Raw genomic sequence first — 19,785 nt, forward strand, 5'->3', positions numbered from 1 at the left:
CGCGCCGCCGGAGCACGGGGATCCGGCGGCGCGCACCCGCTCAGGACGTGATCGGCGGCGCGGACCCGCCCAGTGCCGGCCCGATCGCCCGCAGCGATCCGGGTGTCCGCCCTTCGCCCCAGCCGATGTGGCGCCGGTAGCTGCCGAGCAGCCCCCGGCTCACTAGCCCCGCTTCGTCCCGTACGGCCGGATCCTCCGGAAGGGGGCGGGTCAGCGGGGCCACGAACAGCGCGTCCACCGGGCAGTTCGCCTCGCACAGGAAGCAAGTCTGGCAGTCCTCCTGCCGTGCGAGCAACGGAATCCCCTCGGGCCCCCGTTCGAAGACGTCCGTCGGGCACACCTCCACGCACTTGTCGCAGGCTATGCAGCGCCCCGCCGAGACGAGTTCGATCACGCCGCCGCCCCCGCCCTCGGCGCCGGCCCGGTCCACACCCGGTCCAGCCCGCCGACCAGGATCCGGTGGTGCTGCGCAGGGTCCTGGTCCGGGTGGTCGAGGCGCTTGGCCATCCCCCGAGTCTCGGACCGGGCGAGGGCGGCCGCGTACATCCACCGCGCGTGCGCCGTCATCGCCGCCGCCTGCCGGGCCCTGACCAGGTCGGCCCCCGCCCCGTGCAGGCCCGCGCGCAGCTGCGACCACGCCGTGTCGAGGGTGCGCAGGGAAGCCGCCAGGACGTCGCCGCGGCGGAGGTAGTTCTTGTCGTAGGGGAGCGCCTCCTGCTGAACGAGCGCCACGGCCTCACGGTGGTGCGGTCCGTCGGCCGCGCTCCCCGTCGGGCGCAGGCCCGCACCGCCGGCGCCGGTGACGGGGCGGCCCGCGGCCCGGTCGGGGCCGAGGGACAGGGCATGTCCGGCGGCGCCCCGGCCCGCCCAGCTCCCCGAGGAGATGGCCCAGGCGGCGTTGTGGCTGCCGCCTCCGGTGAAGCCCCCGCAGATCTCCTCGCGGGTGGCCGCGTCCCCGGCGGCGTACAGCCCGGGGACGCCGGTATCGCAGTCGTCGCCGGTGATCCGGATGCCGCCGGTGCCGCGGACCGTGCCCTCGGCGAGCAGGGTGACGGCGAACCGGTCGGTGAAGGGGTCGATGCCCAGCCGGTCGAAAGCGAGGAAGAAGTTGGGCTGCGCAAGGCGCATCGCGGCCCGGACTCCTTCGTCGGCGCGGTCGAGGCGCGCGTGGACCCGGGCCCCGGTGAGGAGTTCGCGGGCGATCACCGAGCGGCCGCCCTGGCTGGCCGCGCCCTCCAGGACGCTGCCGTCCTCCTGGTAGAGGGTGGCGAAGGAGTAGAAGGCGGTCTTGGTGACGGAGGTGCCCTCGGGGGCGATCCCGTAGGCGTTGGAAAACTCCATTCCGGAGAGCACCGCGCCGGCCTCGGCGGCGAAGAGCGCGCCGTCGCCGGTGTTGGTGTTGGTGCCGAGGGCTCCGCTGAGGAAGGCGCAGCCGCCGGTGGCGAGAACCACGGCGCCGGCCCGGACCCGGTAGGACTCGCGCAGCTGACGGCGGTAGCCGTCGGCACCCGCGACGGCCCCGTCCGCGTCGGTGAGCAGCTCGGTGACCGGGCTGTGGTCGAGGATGCGGACCCCCGCCCGGCGGATCCGGATGCGCATCCGCCGCATGTACTCGGGGCCCTGCAGCCCGCCCCGGAGCGGCTGCCCGTCCGGGCCGGTGGGAAACGGGTACCGGCCCTGCACGGCCAGCTCGTTCATCCGGTCGTAGGTCTCGTCGAGGACCCGGGCCATCCAGCGGCGGTCGGCCAGGTACCCGCCGAGGCCCTCCCGGGAGGCCATGGCGGCCTCCCGGGCGGCGGGCTCGGGCGGGACGTACCAGACGCCGGTGCCGCCCGCGGCCGTGGCGCCGCTGGTTCCGCAGTAACCCTTGTCGGCGAGGACGCCCCGGGCCCCCGCCTCGGCGGCCTTGAGGGCGGCCCAGGTGGCGGCCGGTCCGCCGCCGACGACGAGGACGTCGGTGGCGTGGTCGCTCATGCGCCCTCCCGGGTGTGCCGGTTGACGGGCCGGGCGAGGCCGTAGTTCTCGCGGAGGGTGGTGCCGGCGTACTCGGTGCGGAAGAGCCCGCGCCGCTGGAGGATCGGCACGACGTGGTCGACGAAGGCGGTCAGGCCGGTGGGCAGGACCGGCGCCATGATGTTGAAGCCGTCGGCGGCTCCCCGGGTGAACCACTCCTCGAGCTGGTCGGCGATCTGCTCGGGGGTGCCGGCGAAGACGCGGTGGCCCCGGCCTGCACCGAGGCGGGCGATCAGCTCGCGCAGGGTCAGGCCGTCGCGCCGGGCGAGCTCGGCGACGAGGGTGAAGCGGCTCTTGTTGCCGTTGACGTCCCGTTCCTCGGGCAGATCCGGGAGCGGACCGTCCAGCGGCAGGCCGGTGAGGTCCACGTTCAGCATCCCGGAGAGCTGGGCGAGGCCGTACTCCGGCACCTGGAGGTCGGTGAGCTGCTGCTCCAGGGCCTTCGCCTCGGCCTCGGTCGATCCGATGACGGGGGCGATGCCGGGCAGGACGAGGAGATCGCTCTCGGCGCGGCCGTACTTGGCGAGGCGGGACTTGAGGTCCTTGTAGAAGGTCTGGCCGTCGGCGAGGGTCTGCTGGGCAGTGAAGACGGCCTCCGCGTACTGGGCCGCGAACTCCTTGCCGTCCTCGGAGGAACCGGCCTGCACGAGCAGCGGGTAGCCCTGGGGGGAGCGCGGGACGTTGAGCGGTCCGGCGACGCCGAAGTGCTCGCCGCGGTGGGCGGCGGGGTGCAGCTTGTCGGTGTCGGCGTAGATGCCGCGCTCCTTGTCGAGGACGATCGCGTCGTCCTCCCAGCTGTCCCAGAGCTTGGTGGCGACGTCGAGGAACTCGCGGGCGCGCTCGTAGCGGAGGTGGTGCTCCAGGTGCTCGTCGCGGTTGAAGTTGCGGGCCTCGTCGACGGTGCCGGAGGTGACGATGTTCCAGCCGGCCCGGCCGCCGCTGATGTGGTCGAGGGAGGCGAACTTGCGGGCCAGGTTGTAGGGCTCGTTGAAGGTGGTGGAGACGGTGGCGATGAGCCCGATGTGCTCGGTGACGGCGGCGATCGCGGAGAGCAGGGTGAGCGGCTCGAATCCGCCGAGGGCGTTGTGGCGGGCCTTGCCCCAGAGGGCGACCCCGTCGGCGAAGAAGATGGAGTCGAGCAGTCCGCGTTCGGCGGTGCGGGCCAGGTCCTGGAAGTACCGCAGGTCGGTGATCAGCTCGGGCCGGCTGTCGGGGTGGCGCCAGGCGGCGTCGTGGTGACCGGCGTTCATCAGGAAGGCGTTGAGGTGGAGGGTGCGGTTCGCGGTCATGGCTGTTCCCTGTGTTCGGTGGCACTGCGTGTGGTGGCGGCCGGCCCGTCGCGGGGCGGGGCCGGGCGGGCGTCAAGCGGGGCGGGCGTCAGGCGGGGCGGGGCGGGCCTCAGGCGGGGACGCGCCAGGTGCTCAGGCGGCGTTCGATCGTGACCAGCAGCTGGTTGAAGGCCACGCCGACGGCGGAGATGGTGATGATGCCCGCGTACATCTGCGGGATCGCGAAGTTGTACTGCGAGGCGTTGATCAGGTAGCCGAGACCCGCCTTGGCTCCGATCATCTCGGCGGCCACCAGGACGAGGATGGAGACCGCGCCGGCCAGCCGGATGCCGGTGAAGACGGCCGGTACGGAGGACGGCAGGATCACCTTCTGGAAGAGCCTCGGGGTGGACAGGTCCATCGAGCGGGCCAGTCTGACCAGGGTGGGGTCGGCGTTGCCCACCGCGCTGATGGTGTTCAGCAGGACCGGCCAGAGGCAGGCGTAGACGACGATCGAGACCTTCGAGGTCTCGCCGATGCCCAGGAGCAGGACGAAGACCGGCAGCAGGGCCAGTGCGGCGGTGTTGCGGAACACCTCCAGCAGTGGGCCGAGCAGCGCGGCGACCGGCCGGTACCAGCCGATGAGCAGGCCGAGCGGGACCGCGATGACGACGGCGATGCCGAAGCCCCCGAAGGAGCGGGCGAGGCTGGCCCGGGTGTGCTGGCCGAGCTGTCCGTTGCCCAGGAGGTCCCACCAGGCCGTGGCGACCTCGCTGACCGGCGGCAGGAAGGTGGAGTCGACCAGGCCGAGGCGGGGGGCGGTCTCCCAGAGGGCGAGCAGGACGACGAGGGCCGCGGAGCGGAGGGCGGCGGCGCGCAACCAACGACCGAGCGCCCCGGCGGCCTTGCGGACGCTGGACGGGTCCCGGCGGGTACCCTCCGGCGCCGACCCTGCATCCGGTCCGGCGCCGGAACCCACCGGGCCCGCGGGGGCCGCGGGAGCGGCGGGAGCGGCGGGAGCCTCCCGGGCCTCCGGGATGGCGGGAGGCGCCGGAGCCACAGGGGCGTCCGGGGCGGCCGGAGTCGCGGGGGCCTCCGGGGCGGCAGGAGCGGCAGGAGCGACCGCGGGATCCACCGGAGCGACGGAAGCCGCAGGGGCCGCTGGGCCCGCAGGCGCGGCCGAAGCGTCCGGGGCCGCGGTAGCCGCGGAAGTCGGGGGAAGGGTCGTGGAGCGGCCGGCGCGGCGCAGCCGGCGTGCCAGCAGGGACGGAACGCCGGGACGACGGGGGCTGCGGGGCTTCCGGTCGGCGGGTGCGGGAGCCGCGGGCGCCGGGTCCTCCCGTAGCGTCTCCTGCCCGGCCGGGGCTTCGGCATCGGCGGGCGCGGTGATGTCGGTGCTCATACGGAGGCCTCCTCCTTCTCCAGTTGCTGGGCGCGGGCCACCTCGTCGTGGAGCAGCGTCCAGATCTCGTGGCGGTAGCGGGCGAACTCGGGGCTGGAACGCAGGTCCTCGCCCTGGAAGCCGGCGCCGCGGGCGCCGAACGTGACCGGGACGATCTCCTTCACCCGGCCGGGGCGGGACGTCATGACGGCCACCTTCTGACCGAGGTAGACCGCCTCCTCGATGCCGTGCGTGATGAAGACGACGGTCTTGCCGGTGCGCTGCCAGATGCGCCGCAGCTCGTCCTGGAGGGACTCGCGGGTCTGCGCGTCGAGGGCGGCGAACGGCTCGTCCATCAGCAGCACGTCCGGGTCGTACGCCAGCGAGCGGGCGATGGCGACGCGTTGGCGCATGCCGCCGGAGAGTTCGTGCGGGTGCCGGTCCTCGAAGCCGGTGAGGCCGACGAGGTCGAGGAACTCCCGGGCCCTCGCCGCCCGCTTGCGGCGCGGGACGCCGGTCGCCTCCAGACCGAACTCGACGTTGCCGAGCGCCGTCCGCCAGGGCAGCAGGGCGTACTGCTGGAAGACGATGCCCCGGTCCAGGCCCGGCCCGGTGATCGGCTTCCCGTCGAGCAGGATCCGCCCGGACGACGGCCGGGTCAGCCCGCCGAGCAGGTCCAGGAGCGTGGACTTGCCGCAGCCGCTGGGGCCCACGACCACCACGAACTCCCCCGCCTCGATCTCCAGGTCGATGCCGTCGAGCGCGGTGAACCGCCCCTTGTTCCTCTTGTCCTTGGTCGGGAAGGTCTTGGTCACGTGCTCGAACACGATCTTCGCCATGTCGGGTCAGCCCTTCCCGAAGTCGTTGAACTCGTTCGTGTAGAGGTCGGCGGCCTTGAGCTGCCCCTGCTTGATCTCGCCGCGCTCGCCGAGCCAGTCGAGCCAGAGCTGGAACTCCTTGTCCTCGATCCGGCCGCCCGTCTCGGCGACGCCGTACGAGCGCCAGTACTGGAGGGTGGCGGTGTCCTCGTTGCGGCCGCGCTTCTTGACGATCTCGGTCTGCCGGGCGATGACCTCCTCGCGCGGGGTGGTGCGGGCCCACTCGATGGCCTTGGCCACGCCCGTCACGAAGGTCCGTACGGTGTCCGGGTTCTCCTTGATGAACCGCTCGGTCATGATGTAGGAGCCGGCGCTGAACTTGCCGAGCAGGTCGAAGTCGCTGAACAGCGGTCTGATCCCGCCGCCCGCCACGGCCTTGTCGCGCAGGATCCCGCCGAGCACGCCCACGTCGATCTGCTTCTGGCGCAGCACCTGGTCGGTGTTGACGGGCGGCACGACGAGCGACTCGACCTTCGATGAGTCGGCCTTGGCGAGGCCGTTGCGGCTCAGGTAGATGTCGAGGACGGCCTGGGAGTGGGCGCCCAGCGTGTTCATGCCGACCTTCTTGCCGAGGAGGTCGCGGGCGGAGCGGATCGGGCTGTCCTCCAGGACGTAGTAGCCGCTGTACGAGAACTCGTCGACGCCGTAGTAGGAGATGACGGCCTTGACGGGAGCCTTGCTGGAGGCGAGCTTGACGATCGCGCCGTTGAAGGCGCCGCCGAAGTGGGTCTGGCCGGTGGCGGCGGACTGGATGTCCTGCGGGCCGCTGATGGTGTTGCCGACCCACTCCAGCGTGAGGTCGCCCAGGTATCCGAGGTCGGAGGCGAGTTCGGGGAGCGTGACGGCGCCGACCGAGCCCTGGTACTTCAGGGTCTTGACCTGGGCACCGGAACCGCCGCCGCGCGCGGTGGCCGTGCCGCAGCTCACCGCGGCCGCCGAGATGCCGAGCAGGGCGAGGAACTGGCGTCGGGAGGTGGTGGTCGAGGTGAAGGCTGCGGGCATGACGGTTCCTTGTCGGTGCGGGTCGCGTGGTCGCGGCGGTGTGCGGCGGTGTTACGGGGTGGTGGTGAGGGCGGCTGCGGCGACGGCGAGGGTGGCGGGTGTGGAGCGAAGTGCCGCGGCGAACTCGTCGACGGCCTGGTAGAGGTCCAGTTCGGCCTCGGGCCGCAGCCGGTCGGGGCCCGATCCGCGCTCGACGGAGGAGTCCAGGACGAACCGGCCGGCGGTGACGTGCCGGGCGCCGAGGGCGGCGAGCACGGGGCGCAGGGCGTAGTCGATGGTCAGGACGTGGGCGAGGCTGCCGCCGGTGGCCAGCGGCAGGACCGTCTTGCCGTCGAGGCCGTCCTGCGGGAGCAGGTCGAGGAAGGCCTTGAGCAGTCCGGTGTACGACGCCTTGTAGACGGGGGTCGCGATGACCAGGCCGTCGGCCTCGGCGACGGCCTCGAGCGCCCGACGGATCTCGGGCTCGCCGCGGCGGGCTGCGAGGAGGTCGGCGGCGGGGAGCTCGCGCACGGACAGGTGCGCGGTCTCGAAGCCGGAGTGGGACAGGCGGCGCAGTACGTGGTCGGCGACGACGGCGGTGCGGGAGTGGGCGGAGGGGCTGCCGGTGATCGCGAGCAGGTTGGGCACGGGGGGCGCTCCTTGATGTCGTCAGGCGGAGACGGAGGCTGCGGCGGAAACGGCCGCGGTGGTGGAGGCACCGGAGGCGATGCCGAAGGAGGGGTCCGGGACGGCCCCCGGGCTGATCAGTCGGGAGGGCTCGCCGTCGGGGCCGACCGGGACGTCGCCGTCGACGGTGACGCGGCGCAGGGTGCGCTCGTGGTCGTCGGAGTCGTCCACGCCGTAGTGCTGGGTGGCACGGTTGTCCCAGATCGCGACGTCGCCGGCCCGCCACTGCCAGCGGACGGTGTTCTCGGGGCTCTCGATGTGCGCCTGGAAGAGGTCCTGGAGGACGCGCGAGTCGCGGCCGGTGAGGCCGTTGATCCGCTGGACGAAGTTGCCGAGGAGGAGGGTGCGTTCGCCCGTCTCGGGGTGGACGCGGACCACCGGGTGCTCGGTGAGGAACTTGGTGGAGGTGAACACCTCGCGGTACTGGGCCAGGGCCTCGGGCAGGGCGTCGGGCTTGAGGGCGGCGTAGTCGTACTCGTTGGAGTGGACGGCGCGCAGGCCGTCGGCGAGGGCCCGGAGCGGCTCGGGGAGGTTGCTGTAGGCGGTGGCCGTGTTGGCCCAGAGGGTGTTGCCGCCGTACGGGGGGATGGTGACGGCGCGGAGGATGGAGAAGGCGGGGTAGGCGGGGACGAAGGTGACGTCGGTGTGCCACTGGTTGGCGCGGGCGCCGTGGTGAGAGTCGATGCCGAGGGCGTAACGGCCGTCCGCGGAGGGGACGGTGGGGTGCGCGACGGGCGCACCGAGCAGCTGGGCGAAGGCCTCGTGACCGGCCTCGTCGAGGTGGTCCTGGCCGCGGAAGAAGACGACCTTGTGGGCGAGGAGGGCGGCCCTGATCTCGGCGACGGTCGCGTCGGGCAGGTCGCCGCCGAGCAGTACGCCGCCGATCTCGGCGCCGATGCGGCCGCCGATCTTGGTGACGGTGGTGGTGGCGGTGGCAGTGGCAGTTGCCATGAGGACTCCCTGGTGTGGGCCGCGGGGGATATTTCCGCAGCGGAAGAAACAGCGTGACGAGGGCGCCGGGCGCTGCGCTGCGCCGAGCGGTACGGGTACGTGCGGGTGCAGGTGGGTGGTGCGGGAACCGGCCGCCCGGATCCGCGGAGGCCCCCGGGCGGCTTCGGCCCCGCCCGGATCCGCGGAGGGCGACGACGCGCCGTCCCCGGCACGGGCCGCCCCGGTGGACGCCCTTGCGGGACCCGGCGGGGACGCTCCGGAGCCCCGGCAGGGACCTGCCCGGTGGGGTGTTCCGGGGCACCACCCCTGGGGGTGCCCCGGAACGGGAACGGGACCGGGCGGCTTCGACCGAGGCGGGCACCGGCGGGACGGCACCGGGCCGGGGCCGGGCGGACCCGGTCAGCCGGGGCGCCGGATCGGCGGGGTCAGGCGCGGCCGGGGGCCGGACAGCGGCCCGGACACTCACCCGGCGCGGTACGCAGGCCGGGGGTGTGGAGCCGCGGGGCGAGGAGTGCGTTCGCGGACATGTCCCGGAGCGTGTCAGCGGCCCCGGCCGGGGTCAACCCCCGTCCGGAGCCACCGAACGCGCCTCTCGCCGGTTTCCGCGTCCACCCCGCACACCCCCTGCAGCCTGCGCTTTTCCCCGCGCTTCGACCCGCGCGCGGCCTCACCTCGACGGCCGAAAAGCGTGGCCGGATTTCATGGCCCCGCAATGCGGCCGCCACGCGTTCGCCGGGATCCGCCCCCGCGCCCCGCCCGCGGGGCCCGCCACCCGCACAGGACTGCCGCCGCTGTGCGCACACGCTCCATGACTCGTCCCGCCCGCCCGGGACGTACCCGAAGGCCCCGGCCCCGCGGGCGGCCGGCCCGTGAGTCCCGCCGGACACCCTCGCCGCGAGATCTCGCCACGCGCGCAATACGACCGCCACCGCTGTGCGCACACCCCCTGCGGCTCGTCCGGCCGGCCCGGGGCATGCCCGAAGGCCCCGACCCCGTAGGCGGCCGGCCCACGGGACCCGCCTCGCGCTCTCGCCGCATGGCCGCGCCACGCACACATTGCCGCCGCCGCTGTGCGCACGCGCCCCGTGGCCCGTCCAGCCGGCCCCGGGCGTGCCCGAGGGTCCCGGCCCCGCGGGCGGCCGGCCCACGGGACCCGCCACACACGCTCACCGCGTCGTCGCGCCGTGCGCACACGCCCTGCGACTCGTCCGTCCGGCCTTGCGACGTAACGCACCGAACGGCCCGGGCACGATCCGGACCGGACGGCCCGGTCCCCGCAAGGGAACCGGCATGATCGGGGGACACACCCCCACCCCTCACCCCCGAGGAGACCGCGTGACGCGTATGGCCGGTGACAGCCGGGCCGCCGCCAATGCCGCCACCGTGCTGCGGACGGTGCTCGACCACGGCCCGGTCGCGCGCAGCGCGATCGCCCCGCTGTGCGGGCTGAGTCCCGCCGCCGTGTCCCGGCAGACCACCGGGCTGCTCCGGGCCGGGCTGCTGCGCGAGCTGCCCGGGCCCGGCGGCGGGGTGGGGCGGCCGCGGATCCCGCTGGACCTGCACACCGGGGCCGTCGGCGGGCCGGTCGCCGCCGGGCTGCACATCGGGGTGCCGCATTCGACCTTCAGCCTCGTCGACCTGCGGGGGCAGCTGCTCGCCCGGCGGTCCTTCCCCCACGAGGGGCGCCCGGCGGACGGGCTGTCCGCCGAGATCGCCTCCGAACTCGGCCGCTTCCTCCGCGCGTACGACTCCGGGCGGCCGCTCCTCGGCGTCGGTGCGGCCCTCGGCGGATGGGTCGGCCCGGACGAGGGGACCGTCGTGCGGCACCCCGCGCTGGGATGGAACCGCAAGCCGCTGGCCGCTGAGCTGTCGGCCGCACTCGGGCTGCCGGTGTGGGTCGACAACCATGCCCGGGCCGTCGCACGGGCCGAGATCCTCTTCGGCCGGCCCGAGGCCCGCCGGAGCCTCGTGCACCTGTTCATCGGCCGGGTCGTCGACGCCGCCTTCGGGATCGAGGGGACCGTGCACCAGGGTCCGGGCGCGGCGGCCGGCGACGTGGCCCATCTGCCGGTGCCGCGCTCGCAGGCCCCGTGCGCGTGCGGGCGTACCGGCTGCCTGGAGGCGACCGCGTCCGACACCGCGCTGGGCACCGAGGCCGTGCGCCGCGGCATCGTGCCGGACCCGTCGGTGAACCTGCTGGTGGACGCGGCCGCCACCGGCGATCCGCGCGCCGACCGGCTGCTGCGCGAGCGCGCCCGCGCGGTGGGCCGCGCGGCCGCCCTTCTGTTGGATGTCTTCAATCCGGCGGTCATGGTCGTGACCGAGCTGGCGAGCGTCCTCGACGAGGGATACCTGGAGGAGATCCGGGCCGCCGCGGTGGAGCTCTCGCACGTCTGCGACGATCCCGAGCGGATCGTGGTGCCGCACGCGGGACCCGCCGTGCTCCCGGAGGCGGCGGCAACCGTGCTGCTCAGCCGGGTGTTCCAGGACCCCTTCGGCATGGCCCGAGAGGGCGAGATCACACCCACCGGTATGGTGCCACCTGAGCGCGCTCCCCTACATTCGAGCCATGACGGTCCTGCCTGACGACGGGCTCTCCCTGGCCGCCGAGTTCCCTGACGCGACGCATGAGCAGTGGCAGCGCCTTGTAGAAGGCGTACTGCGCAAGTCGGGCAAGGAAGTCTCCGGCGAGGCCGCAGAAGACGCGTTGTCCACCCCAATCGAGGACGGGCTCACCACGCGCCCGCTGTACACCGCGCCGCCCGACGGGGCGGCCCCCGACACCGGTTTCCCCGGCTTCGCCCCGTTCGTCCGCGGGGGCAGGCCGGAAGGCACCACCGCGAACGGCTGGGACGTGCGCCAGCGCCTCGCGGGCACGGATCCGGTACGCGTGAACGAGGCGGCCCTCGCCGATCTGGAGAACGGGGTCACCTCCCTCTGGCTCACCGTGGGCCGGGGCGGTCTCCCCGTCGAGGGCCTCGCCCGGGCGCTGGACGGGGTCTACCTGGACCTCGCCCCCATCACCCTGGACGCCGGGGCCCAATACGCCGAGGCCTCACGCGCGTTGCTGCGTCTGTTCACCGAGCGCGCGGTGGCCCCCGAGGCCGCTCGGGCCTCGCTGGGCGCCGACCCCCTGGGCCACGAGGCCCGTACGGGTGAGGCACTGGACGTGGCCGACGCGGTCGAGCTGGCCGTGGAGGCCGCCGTGGGTTGGCCCGGGGTGCGCGCCCTGACCGTGGACGCACTGCCGTACCACGAGGCCGGCGGCAGCGCCGCCGAGGAACTGGGCCTGTCCCTGGCCACCGGAGTCGCCTACCTGCGCGCGCTGACCGAAGCCGGGCTGAGCACCGAAGCGGCGCTCGGACAGCTGGAGTTCCGCTACGCCGCCACCGCGGACCAGTTCCTGACCATCGCCAAGCTGCGGGCCGCGCGCCGGCTGTGGGCCCGTATCGCCGGGGCCTCGGGGGCCCCGGAGGCGGGTGCCCAGCTCCAGCACGCCGTGACCTCGCCGGTGATGATGACCCGCCGCGACCCGTGGGTGAACATGCTGCGCACCACCGTGGCCTGCATGGCCGCGGGCGTCGGCGGCGCCGACTCGGTCACCGTGCTCCCCTTCGACAGCGAGCTGGGCCTGCCGGACGCCTTCGCGCGCCGGATCTCCCGGAACACCTCCACCATCCTGCTGGAGGAGTCGCACCTGGCCCGGGTGATCGACCCGGCGGGCGGCTCCTACTACGTGGAGCGCCTCACCGACGAGCTCGCCCACGCCGCGTGGCAGTTCTTCCAGACCGTGGAGAAGGCCGGCGGTCAGGCCGCCGCCCTGCGCTCCGGGCTGGTCGCCGAACGGCTCGCCGCCACCTGGGCCGCGCGCTCCAAGAAGCTGGCCAAGCGTCGCGAACCGATCACCGGCGTCAGCGAGTTCCCGCTGCTCTCGGAGAAGCCGGTCGTCCGCGAGCCCGCGCCCGCGGCCCCCACCGGCGGGCTGCCGCGCGTGCGGCGCGACGAGGCGTACGAGGCCCTGCGCGCCCGCAGCGACGCGCACCTGGCGGCGACCGGCGCCCGGCCGAGGATCTTCCTCGCCGCGCTGGGCCCGGCGGCCGCGCACACCGCGCGCGCCACCTTCGCCTCGAACCTGTTCCAGGCGGGCGGCATCGAACCCGTGCACGACCCGGTGTCGGTGGACCCGGCGACGGCCGCCGAGGCGTACGCCGCGAGCGGGGCGGACGGCATGGCCGTGCTCTGCTCCAGCGACGCGCTGTACGAGGAGCAGGCCGAGGCGGTGGCCGGCGCGCTGCGCGCGGCGGGCGCCACGACCGTCTTCCTCGCCGGCAAGCCGGGCACGGCTGGGGCTTCCGTGGACGAGTACGTCTTCGCCGGCTGTGACGCCGTCGCCGTGCTGTCCTCCGTACTCGACCGGATGGGAGTGCCCGCATGAGCATCCCCGATTTCTCCGAGCTGGCGCTCGACCCCACCGCCGTCGCCGGGGTGTCCGAGGAGCAGTGGCGCTCCGCGGTGAAGGAGTCCGCCGGCACCGCGGCCGCCGACCTGCTGTGGGAGACGCCCGAGGGCATCGGCGTCAAGCCGCTGTACACCGGGCGTGACCTGGAGGGCCTGGACTTCCTGCGGACGTACCCGGGCGTGGCCCCGTACCTGCGCGGCCCGTACCCGACGATGTACGTCAACCAGCCCTGGACGATCCGGCAGTACGCCGGCTTCTCCACGGCCGAGGAGTCGAACGCCTTCTACCGGCGCAACCTGGCGTCCGGCCAGAAGGGCCTGTCGGTGGCCTTCGACCTGCCGACGCACCGCGGCTACGACAGCGACCACCCGCGCGTGACCGGTGACGTCGGCATGGCGGGCGTGGCGATCGACTCGATCTACGACATGCGGCAGCTGTTCGACGGGATCCCGCTGGACAAGATGTCGGTGTCGATGACGATGAACGGCGCGGTGCTGCCGGTCCTCGCGCTCTACATCGTGGCGGCGGAGGAGCAGGGCGTCTCCCCCGACAAGCTCGCCGGGACCATCCAGAACGACATCCTCAAGGAGTTCATGGTCCGCAACACCTACATCTATCCGCCGGGACCCTCCATGCGGATCATCTCCGACATCTTCGCGTTCACCTCGCAGAAGATGCCGCGGTACAACTCGATCTCCATCTCCGGCTACCACATCCAGGAGGCCGGTGCCACGGCCGACCTGGAGCTGGCGTACACCCTCGCGGACGGCGTGGAGTACCTGCGGGCCGGGCAGGCGGTGGGACTGGACGTGGACGCGTTCGCACCGCGGCTGTCGTTCTTCTGGGCGATCGGCATGAACTTCTTCATGGAGGTTGCCAAGCTGCGCGCGGCCCGCCTGCTGTGGGCGCGCCTGGTCAAGCAGTTCGACCCGAAGAACGCCAAGTCGCTCTCGCTGCGCACACATTCGCAGACCTCGGGTTGGTCGCTGACCGCGCAGGACGTCTTCAACAACGTGACGCGCACCTGCATCGAGGCGATGGCGGCGACCCAGGGCCACACCCAGTCGTTGCACACCAACGCCCTCGACGAGGCGCTCGCGCTGCCGACGGACTTCTCGGCGCGCATCGCCCGCAACACCCAGCTGCTGCTCCAGCAGGAGTCGGGGACCTGCCGGTCAATCGACCCGTGGGGCGGCAGTGCGTACGTCGAGAAGCTGACGTACGACCTGGCCCGGCGGGCCTGGCAGCACATCGAGGAGGTCGAGGCGGCCGGCGGCATGGCGCAGGCCATCGACGCGGGCATCCCGAAGCTGCGCGTGGAGGAGGCCGCGGCGCGCACGCAGGCGCGGATCGACTCGGGCCGCCAGCCGGTGATCGGCGTCAACAAGTACCGCGTGGAGAACGACGAGGCGATCGACGTCCTGAAGGTCGACAACTCCTCCGTGCGCGCGCAGCAGATCGCCAAGCTGCGGCGGCTGCGCGAGGAGCGCGACGAGGCGGTCACGCAGGACACCCTGCGGGCGCTGACGAACGCGGCGGAGCGCGGCGACGGCAACCTGCTGGCCCTGGCGGTGGACGCGGCGCGCGCCAAGGCGACCGTGGGTGAGATCTCGGACGCATTGGAGAAGGTGTACGGGCGGCACGCGAGCCAGATCCGTACGATCGCGGGCGTGTACCGAAACGAAGCGGGCGAGTCCCCGTCGGTGGAGCGCACCCGTGCGCTGGTGGACCGGTTCGAGGAGGCGGAGGGACGTCGTCCGCGCATCCTGGTCGCCAAGATGGGCCAGGACGGGCACGACCGCGGCCAGAAGGTGATCGCGACGGCCTTCGCCGACCTGGGCTTCGACGTGGACGTCGGCCCGCTGTTCCAGACCCCGGCGGAGGTGGCCCGTCAGGCCGTCGAGGCGGACGTCCACGTGGTGGGCGTGTCGTCGCTGGCGGCCGGTCACCTGACCCTCGTACCGGCGCTGCGCGAGCAGCTGGCGGAGGAGGGCCGCGAGGACATCATGATCGTCGTGGGTGGGGTGATCCCGCCGGCCGATGTCCCGACGCTGCTGGAGATGGGCGCGACGGCGGTCTTCCCGCCGGGCACGGTGATCCCGGACGCGGCCCACGACCTGGTGACGCGGCTGGCCGCGGACCTGGGCCACGAGCTGTAGGCGGGCGCCGGTGCCGAAGATCGACATCGAGGCGTACGCGAAGGGGGTGCTCGACGGGAAGCGCGCGTTCATCGCGCGTGCGATCACCCTCGTCGAGTCCACCCTGCCGGCACACCGGGTGCTGGCGCAGGGGCTGTTGACGGAGCTGCTGCCGCACACGGGCCGGGCCCGCCGGATCGGCATCAGCGGTGTGCCGGGGGTGGGCAAGTCCACCTTCATCGACGCGTTCGGCACGATGCTGACGGGGCTCGGCCACCGGGTGGCGGTGCTCGCGGTGGACCCGTCGTCGACGCGCACGGGCGGCTCCATCCTGGGTGACAAGACCCGGATGGAGCGGCTGTCGGTGGACCCGGCGGCCTTCGTGCGGCCGTCGCCGTCGGCGGGCACGCTGGGCGGGGTCGCCAAGGCCACCCGCGAGTCGATGATCGTGATGGAGGCGGCGGGCTACGACGTGGTCCTCGTCGAGACGGTCGGCGTGGGCCAGTCGGAGACCACGGTGGCCGGGATGGTCGACTCGTTCCTGCTGCTGTCCCTGGCCCGTACGGGCGACCAGCTGCAGGGCATCAAGAAGGGCGTCCTGGAGCTGGCGGACGTGCTGGCGGTGAACAAGGCGGACGGCCCGCACGAGCGGGACGCGAAGGCCGCGGCCCGCGAACTGTCGGGTGCGCTGCGGCTGATGCACCCGGTGGACGCGGCCTGGACCCCGCCGGTCCTGACGTGCAGCGCGCGGGAGTCGACCGGGCTGGACGAGGTGTGGAGCCGGCTGGAGCAGCACCGGACCCTGCTGGAGGCGGGGGGCCGGCTGGCGGCGAAGCGGGCTGCGCAGCAGGTGGAGTGGACCTGGTCGATGGTCCGCGACGAACTGCTGGAACGCCTGCGGGCGGACCCGGCGGTACGGGAACTCGCGCCGGGCCTGGAGGCCGCGGTCCGGGCGGGCACGGTCACGGCGACATCTGCGGCGGACCAGATCCTGGCGGCGTTCGGCCGGGCCTGACCCGTGTGCGTGCGGCGGCGGGGGGGGGGGGGGGGGGCCCCCCCCCCCCCCCCCGCCGCGCCTCAAACGCCGGCGGGGTTGGTTTTCCAGCCCCGCCGGCGGGCCACCGGCAGACGCGCTGCGGGTCAGACCTCGGCCAGGACCGGGCCCGCCTCGTTCACGGCGAGTCGCAGGACGCGGGTCTGCTCCACCGGGTTCTCGGTGGCGAGCAGCGCGGACAGGACCGCGATGCGGGCCTGTCCGGCGCGCAGGGTTCCGGTCGGCACGGCTCCGGCGGCCACCAGGTCCACCGCCCCGCCGTGCGTGTAGATCTCGGTGACCGGTCCGGCCATGACGCGGGTGGTCAGCGCGACCAGGACCCCGCGGCCGACGGCGGCGCGGACGGCCTCCACGATCTCCGGAGTGGCATTGCCCGCGCCGGTCCCGACGAGGACGATGCCGCGCGCGCCTGCCTCGACGGCGGCGTTCAGCAGGACCGCGTCACCGTTGGCGTGGTGCACCACCACGTCCACGCGCGGCGGGAGCTCCGGCATCGCGGGCAACGGGAGCGGCGCCGGGCGCTGCGGGGTGCGCAGGATGGTGACCTTGCCGAAGCCGATCTTCCCGAAGAGCTCCTTCGAGGGGTCGGCGAACGCGTCCAGCTCCACGGCCTGGGTCTTCACCGTGCCGCGGGCGGCGTGCACCCGACCGGCGAAGGCGATCAGCACGCCGAGTCCGCGCGTGTTCGCGGCGGTGAGCAGGGCGTCGTAGAGGTTCCCCGGACCGTCCCCGTCGGCGGTGCCCATGGGGCGCTGCGAGCCGGTGAAGACCACGGAGCGCGGGTCGTGGTGGTGGAGGTCGAGGAAGAACGCCGACTCCTCCAGGGTGTCGGTGCCGTGCGTGACGACGATGCCGTCCACGCCGGGGTCGGCGAGCACCTCGTGCACGGTGCGGAGCAGGGTGAGCTGGTGCGCGGTGGTGAGTCGCGGGCTGTTCACGCTGAACAGGTCGACCAGTTCGACGGTGATGCCCTCGGGAAGCGGTGCGGTGGCGATCACCTCGTTCCCGTCGGCGTCCGCTGCGAAGCCGGAACCCTGCCAGCGGCTGGCTATCGTTCCGCCGGTGCTGATCACGACGATCCGTCCCATCGGCCGTGGCCGCCCTTCACTCGAGTCACTCGTGTCACTAGTACGTCACTCGTACATATGTACTCAAAGCAGCAATGATAGAGCGATCTACGCGCAATGTGATTGCGCATTCCCTCAGGCCTGTTCACAAACACTGGGTGATAATTGCGTCATGGATGCCATTGACCGAGATATCTTGCGCGAGCTCCAGGCCGATGGCCGCCTGACCAACCAAGAACTCGCCCAGCGCGTGGGACTGACCCCTTCCCCCTGCATGCGCCGGGTGCGCCAGCTGGAACAGGACGGGGTGATCCAGGGCTATCGGGCCGTGATCTCCCCCGACGCGGTGGACCGCGGCTTCGAGGTGCTCGTCTCGGTCGAGGTGCGGCGCGACCGGGAGGCGGTCGAGGCCTTCGAGGCGGCCCTCCAGGACATCCCGGACGTCATCGAGGCCTACCGCCTCTTCGGCAGTCCCGGCTGCCTGCTGCGGATCGCCGTCGCCGACCTGCGGGCCTACGAGCGCCTGTGGATCGAGAAGTTGACGGCCCTCACCGGTATCACCGAGGTCAACTCGCAGATCATCATGAAGCGCATCAAGGAACCGAACGGCCTGCCCGTCGGTCACTGACGTGGGCGCCCCCGCGAACCCATGAACCCGTGAGCCCATGAACCCGTGAGCCCATGAACCCGGGAACTCGCTCACTCGCGCACTCTGGCACTCACGCACGTACCCGGGCCCGGACGGCGGGCCCGGACCAACAGGAACAGGAAGCAGCACCCAATGAAACCCCTCGGCGCCGGTGATCCGATCCGGCTCGGTCCGTACCGCGTCCTCGGCGTCCTCGGTGAAGGCGGCATGGGCAAGGTGTACTTCGGCCGGGAGGACGGCGGCCGTACCGCGGCCGTCAAGGTGCTGCTGCCCGAGCTCGCGCACGACCCGCACCTCGTCCAGCGCTTCCTGCGCGAGGCGCACACCGCCCAGGCGGTCACCAGCGGCGGCGTCGCCCGCGTCCTGAACGCGCAGGTCGACGACCACGACGGCCGGCCCTGGATCGCCACCGAGTTCCTGACCGGACCCACCCTCGACGACGCGGTGCGCCAGTACGGGCCGTTCGGCGCCGACGGCGTACGCGCGCTCGCCGCCCCGCTCGCCGCCACCCTGCGGGACATCCACACGGCCGGGCTGGTCCACCGCGACCTGAAGCCGGCCAACATCGTGCTCACCTCGGCGGGACCGCGCGTCATCGACTTCGGCATCGCACGACCCGAGCACGGGCTGACGCTCACCACGACGGGCCAGGTGCCGGTCACCCCCGGGTACGGCGCCCCCGAGCAGGTGCTCGGCCAGCGCGTCGGCCCGGCCGCGGACATCTTCTCGCTGGGTGCGGTCCTGGCGTACGCGGCCACCGGACAGCGCACCTTCGACGGGACCCACGTGGCCGCCGTGCAGTACGAGGTGGTGCACGGGGAGCCGCAACTGGACTCCGTACCGCCCGAGTTGCGGCAGCTGATCGCCCCCTGCCTCGCCAAGGACCCCGCGCACCGCCCGACCCCCGAGCAGATCGCGGGTGCCTTCGCGCCGCCGCCGGGAGCGGACCGGATCTGGCGCACCGGAGCCCTGGCCGAGGACATCGAGCGCCGGGGAGCCGAGGCCGACCGGCAGGCCGCGGTCGTCGGGCAGGAATCCGGAGCCGGTACCGGGCCGTCCCGCAGGCGGCTGCTGCGCAGCGCGCTGGTGGCGGGCGGCGTCCTGGCCGCCTCCGGCGGTGCCACGGGCGCCTGGTGGCTGCTGCGCGAGGAACCGCGCGAGATCCCCCCGGCCGGACCGGCCAGGGACGCCGAGGCGCTGTCGATCCTCGTCGGGCGGCACGGGACGCCTCCGGGCGAGCTGTGGGGTCCGCTGCCCGTGGCGGCGGGACCGGTCGACGGCGTGGTCACCACCCCGCTGCCGGTACTCGACGTGGTCGTCTTCGCGGCCGCGGGCGGCGGCCTCGCGGCGCGTCTGACGACCGACGGCAAGGAGAAGTGGCGGCTGCCCGACGTCCGGCCGGCCGCCGGACTCGTCGCACTGCCCGGCAACCGGTTCGTGACCGCGGGCTCCGGCGGGGCGCTGCTCTGCTTCGAAGCCTCCACCAGCAGGCAGGAATGGTCGGTGGTGGGCGCCGACACCGGACGCATCCTGGCCGCGGACGCATCGGCGGTCTACCTGGTGACGCGGGGCGGGGAGCTGCGTGCCGTGGACACCGCCGGACGCAAGGTCCGCTGGACGGTGCCGCTGCCCGGGGCAGCGGTGAAGGCACCCGGGCCGCGGGCCGCGGTCGGCATGGACCGACTGGTGTTCTTCGGCGCCGACGGGGACGTCATCACCGTCGACACCGCTTCCGGAAGCACGGTCTGGCGGCTCGGCGGCCAGGCGAAGTCCGCCGTGCAGCCGCTCGTCGTGAACGACGTCGTCTACCTCGGCGGGCGCGACCTTTCGGCCCTGGACATCAGGACGGGCGACCGGATCTGGGAGGAGATCAAGGCCGTCGAGGCGCCGCAGCAGGGGGCCGGCGGTTGGGGCCCGGCCGTCGTCAAGGACGCCAGCGTGTTCGCGATGAACGGTACGGAGCTGACCGAGGCGAACATGAAGCTCGGCGGGCCGTTCCCGCGGGACCGCACCGCTCGGGGGCCGGTGCCGCACACTCCCCCCGTCGTGCAGGCCGGTACGGTCTGGGTCGTTCAGGGGGACGGGCAGGGCGTCTCGGCCCACTCCGTCGTCGCCGGCCGCCGGTTCTGGACCTGGTCGCCCGAATCGCGCGGCCCCTGGGGCATGTCCGGCGCGGGGAACCGCGTCTTCCTCGTCAACGACGGGAAGCTCACGGCCATGCCCACCATCGAGAAGTGAGGCGCGCTCCCCGCACGTTCC

At 73.4% G+C, this 19,785-nt stretch carries 15 protein-coding genes; 6 read left to right on the plus strand and 9 right to left on the minus strand.

Features of this window, described 5'->3' with window-relative positions:
• Window positions 1–40: 40 nt before the first annotated feature.
• From ACIQK6_RS10325 to ACIQK6_RS10360, 8 genes are all read right to left on the minus strand, one after another.
• A complete protein-coding gene (locus ACIQK6_RS10325) occupies window positions 41–394 on the minus strand; it encodes a ferredoxin family protein (protein WP_329098395.1) in 354 nt (117 codons plus the stop codon).
• Complete coding sequence (locus ACIQK6_RS10330; RefSeq protein ID WP_402694653.1) at window positions 391–1,974, minus strand: FAD-dependent oxidoreductase; 1,584 nt, start codon at window positions 1,972–1,974, stop codon at window positions 391–393. The genes ACIQK6_RS10325 and ACIQK6_RS10330 overlap by 4 nt, the downstream gene beginning before the upstream one ends.
• Window positions 1,971–3,302, minus strand: coding sequence for an LLM class flavin-dependent oxidoreductase (locus ACIQK6_RS10335; protein WP_329098399.1), 1,332 nt, complete (start codon window positions 3,300–3,302; stop codon window positions 1,971–1,973). Before ACIQK6_RS10335 ends, ACIQK6_RS10330 begins: the two co-directional genes overlap by 4 nt.
• Window positions 3,303–3,411: 109 nt before the next feature.
• Window positions 3,412–4,683, minus strand: a complete 1,272-nt coding sequence (locus ACIQK6_RS10340; protein ID WP_402694654.1) for an ABC transporter permease — start codon at window positions 4,681–4,683, stop codon at window positions 3,412–3,414.
• A complete protein-coding gene (locus ACIQK6_RS10345) occupies window positions 4,680–5,501 on the minus strand; it encodes an ABC transporter ATP-binding protein (protein ID WP_329098402.1) in 822 nt (273 codons plus the stop codon). Before ACIQK6_RS10345 ends, ACIQK6_RS10340 begins: the two co-directional genes overlap by 4 nt.
• A 6-nt stretch (window positions 5,502–5,507) precedes the next feature.
• Entirely contained in the window at window positions 5,508–6,542 is a 1,035-nt protein-coding gene (locus tag ACIQK6_RS10350) for an ABC transporter substrate-binding protein (RefSeq protein WP_402694655.1), read from the minus strand.
• 51 nt (window positions 6,543–6,593) lie between these two features.
• Window positions 6,594–7,169 (minus strand): NADPH-dependent FMN reductase, encoded by a 576-nt coding sequence (gene ssuE / locus ACIQK6_RS10355; protein ID WP_402694656.1) that lies wholly within the window; start codon window positions 7,167–7,169, stop codon window positions 6,594–6,596.
• A gap of 21 nt (window positions 7,170–7,190) precedes the next feature.
• Window positions 7,191–8,159, minus strand: a complete 969-nt coding sequence (locus ACIQK6_RS10360) for a TauD/TfdA family dioxygenase (RefSeq protein ID WP_329098406.1) — start codon at window positions 8,157–8,159, stop codon at window positions 7,191–7,193.
• Window positions 8,160–9,503: 1,344 nt separating this feature from the next.
• Between ACIQK6_RS10360 and ACIQK6_RS10365 the strand changes: the two genes are divergently transcribed.
• The 4 genes from ACIQK6_RS10365 to meaB are packed head-to-tail and all read left to right on the plus strand — an operon-like array spanning window position 9,504 to window position 15,771.
• The gene (locus tag ACIQK6_RS10365; RefSeq protein WP_329107572.1) at window positions 9,504–10,745 is read left to right on the plus strand and encodes an ROK family transcriptional regulator; all 1,242 of its coding nucleotides are present in this window, start codon (window positions 9,504–9,506) and stop codon (window positions 10,743–10,745) included.
• Complete coding sequence (locus ACIQK6_RS10370) at window positions 10,729–12,594, plus strand: methylmalonyl-CoA mutase family protein (protein WP_402694657.1); 1,866 nt, start codon at window positions 10,729–10,731, stop codon at window positions 12,592–12,594. Before ACIQK6_RS10365 ends, ACIQK6_RS10370 begins: the two co-directional genes overlap by 17 nt.
• Window positions 12,591–14,777 (plus strand): methylmalonyl-CoA mutase, encoded by a 2,187-nt coding sequence (scpA, locus tag ACIQK6_RS10375; RefSeq protein WP_329098410.1) that lies wholly within the window; start codon window positions 12,591–12,593, stop codon window positions 14,775–14,777. The genes ACIQK6_RS10370 and scpA overlap by 4 nt, the downstream gene beginning before the upstream one ends.
• A gap of 10 nt (window positions 14,778–14,787) precedes the next feature.
• On the plus strand, window positions 14,788–15,771 hold the full coding sequence (gene meaB, locus ACIQK6_RS10380; RefSeq protein ID WP_402694658.1) for a methylmalonyl Co-A mutase-associated GTPase MeaB: 984 nt from the start codon (window positions 14,788–14,790) through the stop codon (window positions 15,769–15,771).
• A 125-nt stretch (window positions 15,772–15,896) separates the two neighbouring features.
• Here meaB and ACIQK6_RS10385 read toward each other — a convergent pair whose 3' ends face one another.
• Window positions 15,897–16,898 carry an asparaginase gene (locus tag ACIQK6_RS10385; protein WP_329098412.1) on the minus strand — a complete coding sequence of 334 codons (1,002 nt, stop codon included), beginning with the start codon at window positions 16,896–16,898 and terminating at the stop codon, window positions 15,897–15,899.
• Window positions 16,899–17,049: 151 nt separating this feature from the next.
• Here ACIQK6_RS10385 and ACIQK6_RS10390 point away from each other — a divergent pair, with 151 nt between their 5' ends.
• Entirely contained in the window at window positions 17,050–17,505 is a 456-nt protein-coding gene (locus tag ACIQK6_RS10390; RefSeq protein WP_329098413.1) for an Lrp/AsnC family transcriptional regulator, read from the plus strand.
• A gap of 153 nt (window positions 17,506–17,658) precedes the next feature.
• Entirely contained in the window at window positions 17,659–19,764 is a 2,106-nt protein-coding gene (locus ACIQK6_RS10395; protein WP_329098416.1) for a serine/threonine-protein kinase, read from the plus strand.
• The last annotated feature ends 21 nt before the right edge of the window (window positions 19,765–19,785 follow it).

This window comes from Streptomyces sp. NPDC091682, from assembly GCF_044756625.1.
Taxonomy (GTDB): domain Bacteria; phylum Actinomycetota; class Actinomycetes; order Streptomycetales; family Streptomycetaceae; genus Streptomyces.

What these genes read in the sequence shown, in the direction of transcription:
- ACIQK6_RS10330 (WP_402694653.1), bottom strand. Translation starts at nt 1,974, where the DNA reads ATGAGCGACCACGCCACCGACGTCCTCGTCGTCGGCGGCGGACCGGCC.
- ACIQK6_RS10335 (WP_329098399.1), bottom strand. Translation starts at nt 3,302, where the DNA reads ATGACCGCGAACCGCACCCTCCACCTCAACGCCTTCCTGATGAACGCC.
- ACIQK6_RS10340 (WP_402694654.1), bottom strand. Translation starts at nt 4,683, where the DNA reads ATGAGCACCGACATCACCGCGCCCGCCGATGCCGAAGCCCCGGCCGGG.
- ACIQK6_RS10345 (WP_329098402.1), bottom strand. Translation starts at nt 5,501, where the DNA reads ATGGCGAAGATCGTGTTCGAGCACGTGACCAAGACCTTCCCGACCAAG.
- ACIQK6_RS10350 (WP_402694655.1), bottom strand. Translation starts at nt 6,542, where the DNA reads ATGCCCGCAGCCTTCACCTCGACCACCACCTCCCGACGCCAGTTCCTC.
- ACIQK6_RS10360 (WP_329098406.1), bottom strand. Translation starts at nt 8,159, where the DNA reads ATGGCAACTGCCACTGCCACCGCCACCACCACCGTCACCAAGATCGGC.
- ACIQK6_RS10365 (WP_329107572.1), top strand. Translation starts at nt 9,504, where the DNA reads ATGGCCGGTGACAGCCGGGCCGCCGCCAATGCCGCCACCGTGCTGCGG.
- ACIQK6_RS10370 (WP_402694657.1), top strand. Translation starts at nt 10,729, where the DNA reads ATGACGGTCCTGCCTGACGACGGGCTCTCCCTGGCCGCCGAGTTCCCT.
- scpA (WP_329098410.1), top strand. Translation starts at nt 12,591, where the DNA reads ATGAGCATCCCCGATTTCTCCGAGCTGGCGCTCGACCCCACCGCCGTC.
- ACIQK6_RS10385 (WP_329098412.1), bottom strand. Translation starts at nt 16,898, where the DNA reads ATGGGACGGATCGTCGTGATCAGCACCGGCGGAACGATAGCCAGCCGC.
- ACIQK6_RS10390 (WP_329098413.1), top strand. Translation starts at nt 17,050, where the DNA reads ATGGATGCCATTGACCGAGATATCTTGCGCGAGCTCCAGGCCGATGGC.
- ACIQK6_RS10395 (WP_329098416.1), top strand. Translation starts at nt 17,659, where the DNA reads ATGAAACCCCTCGGCGCCGGTGATCCGATCCGGCTCGGTCCGTACCGC.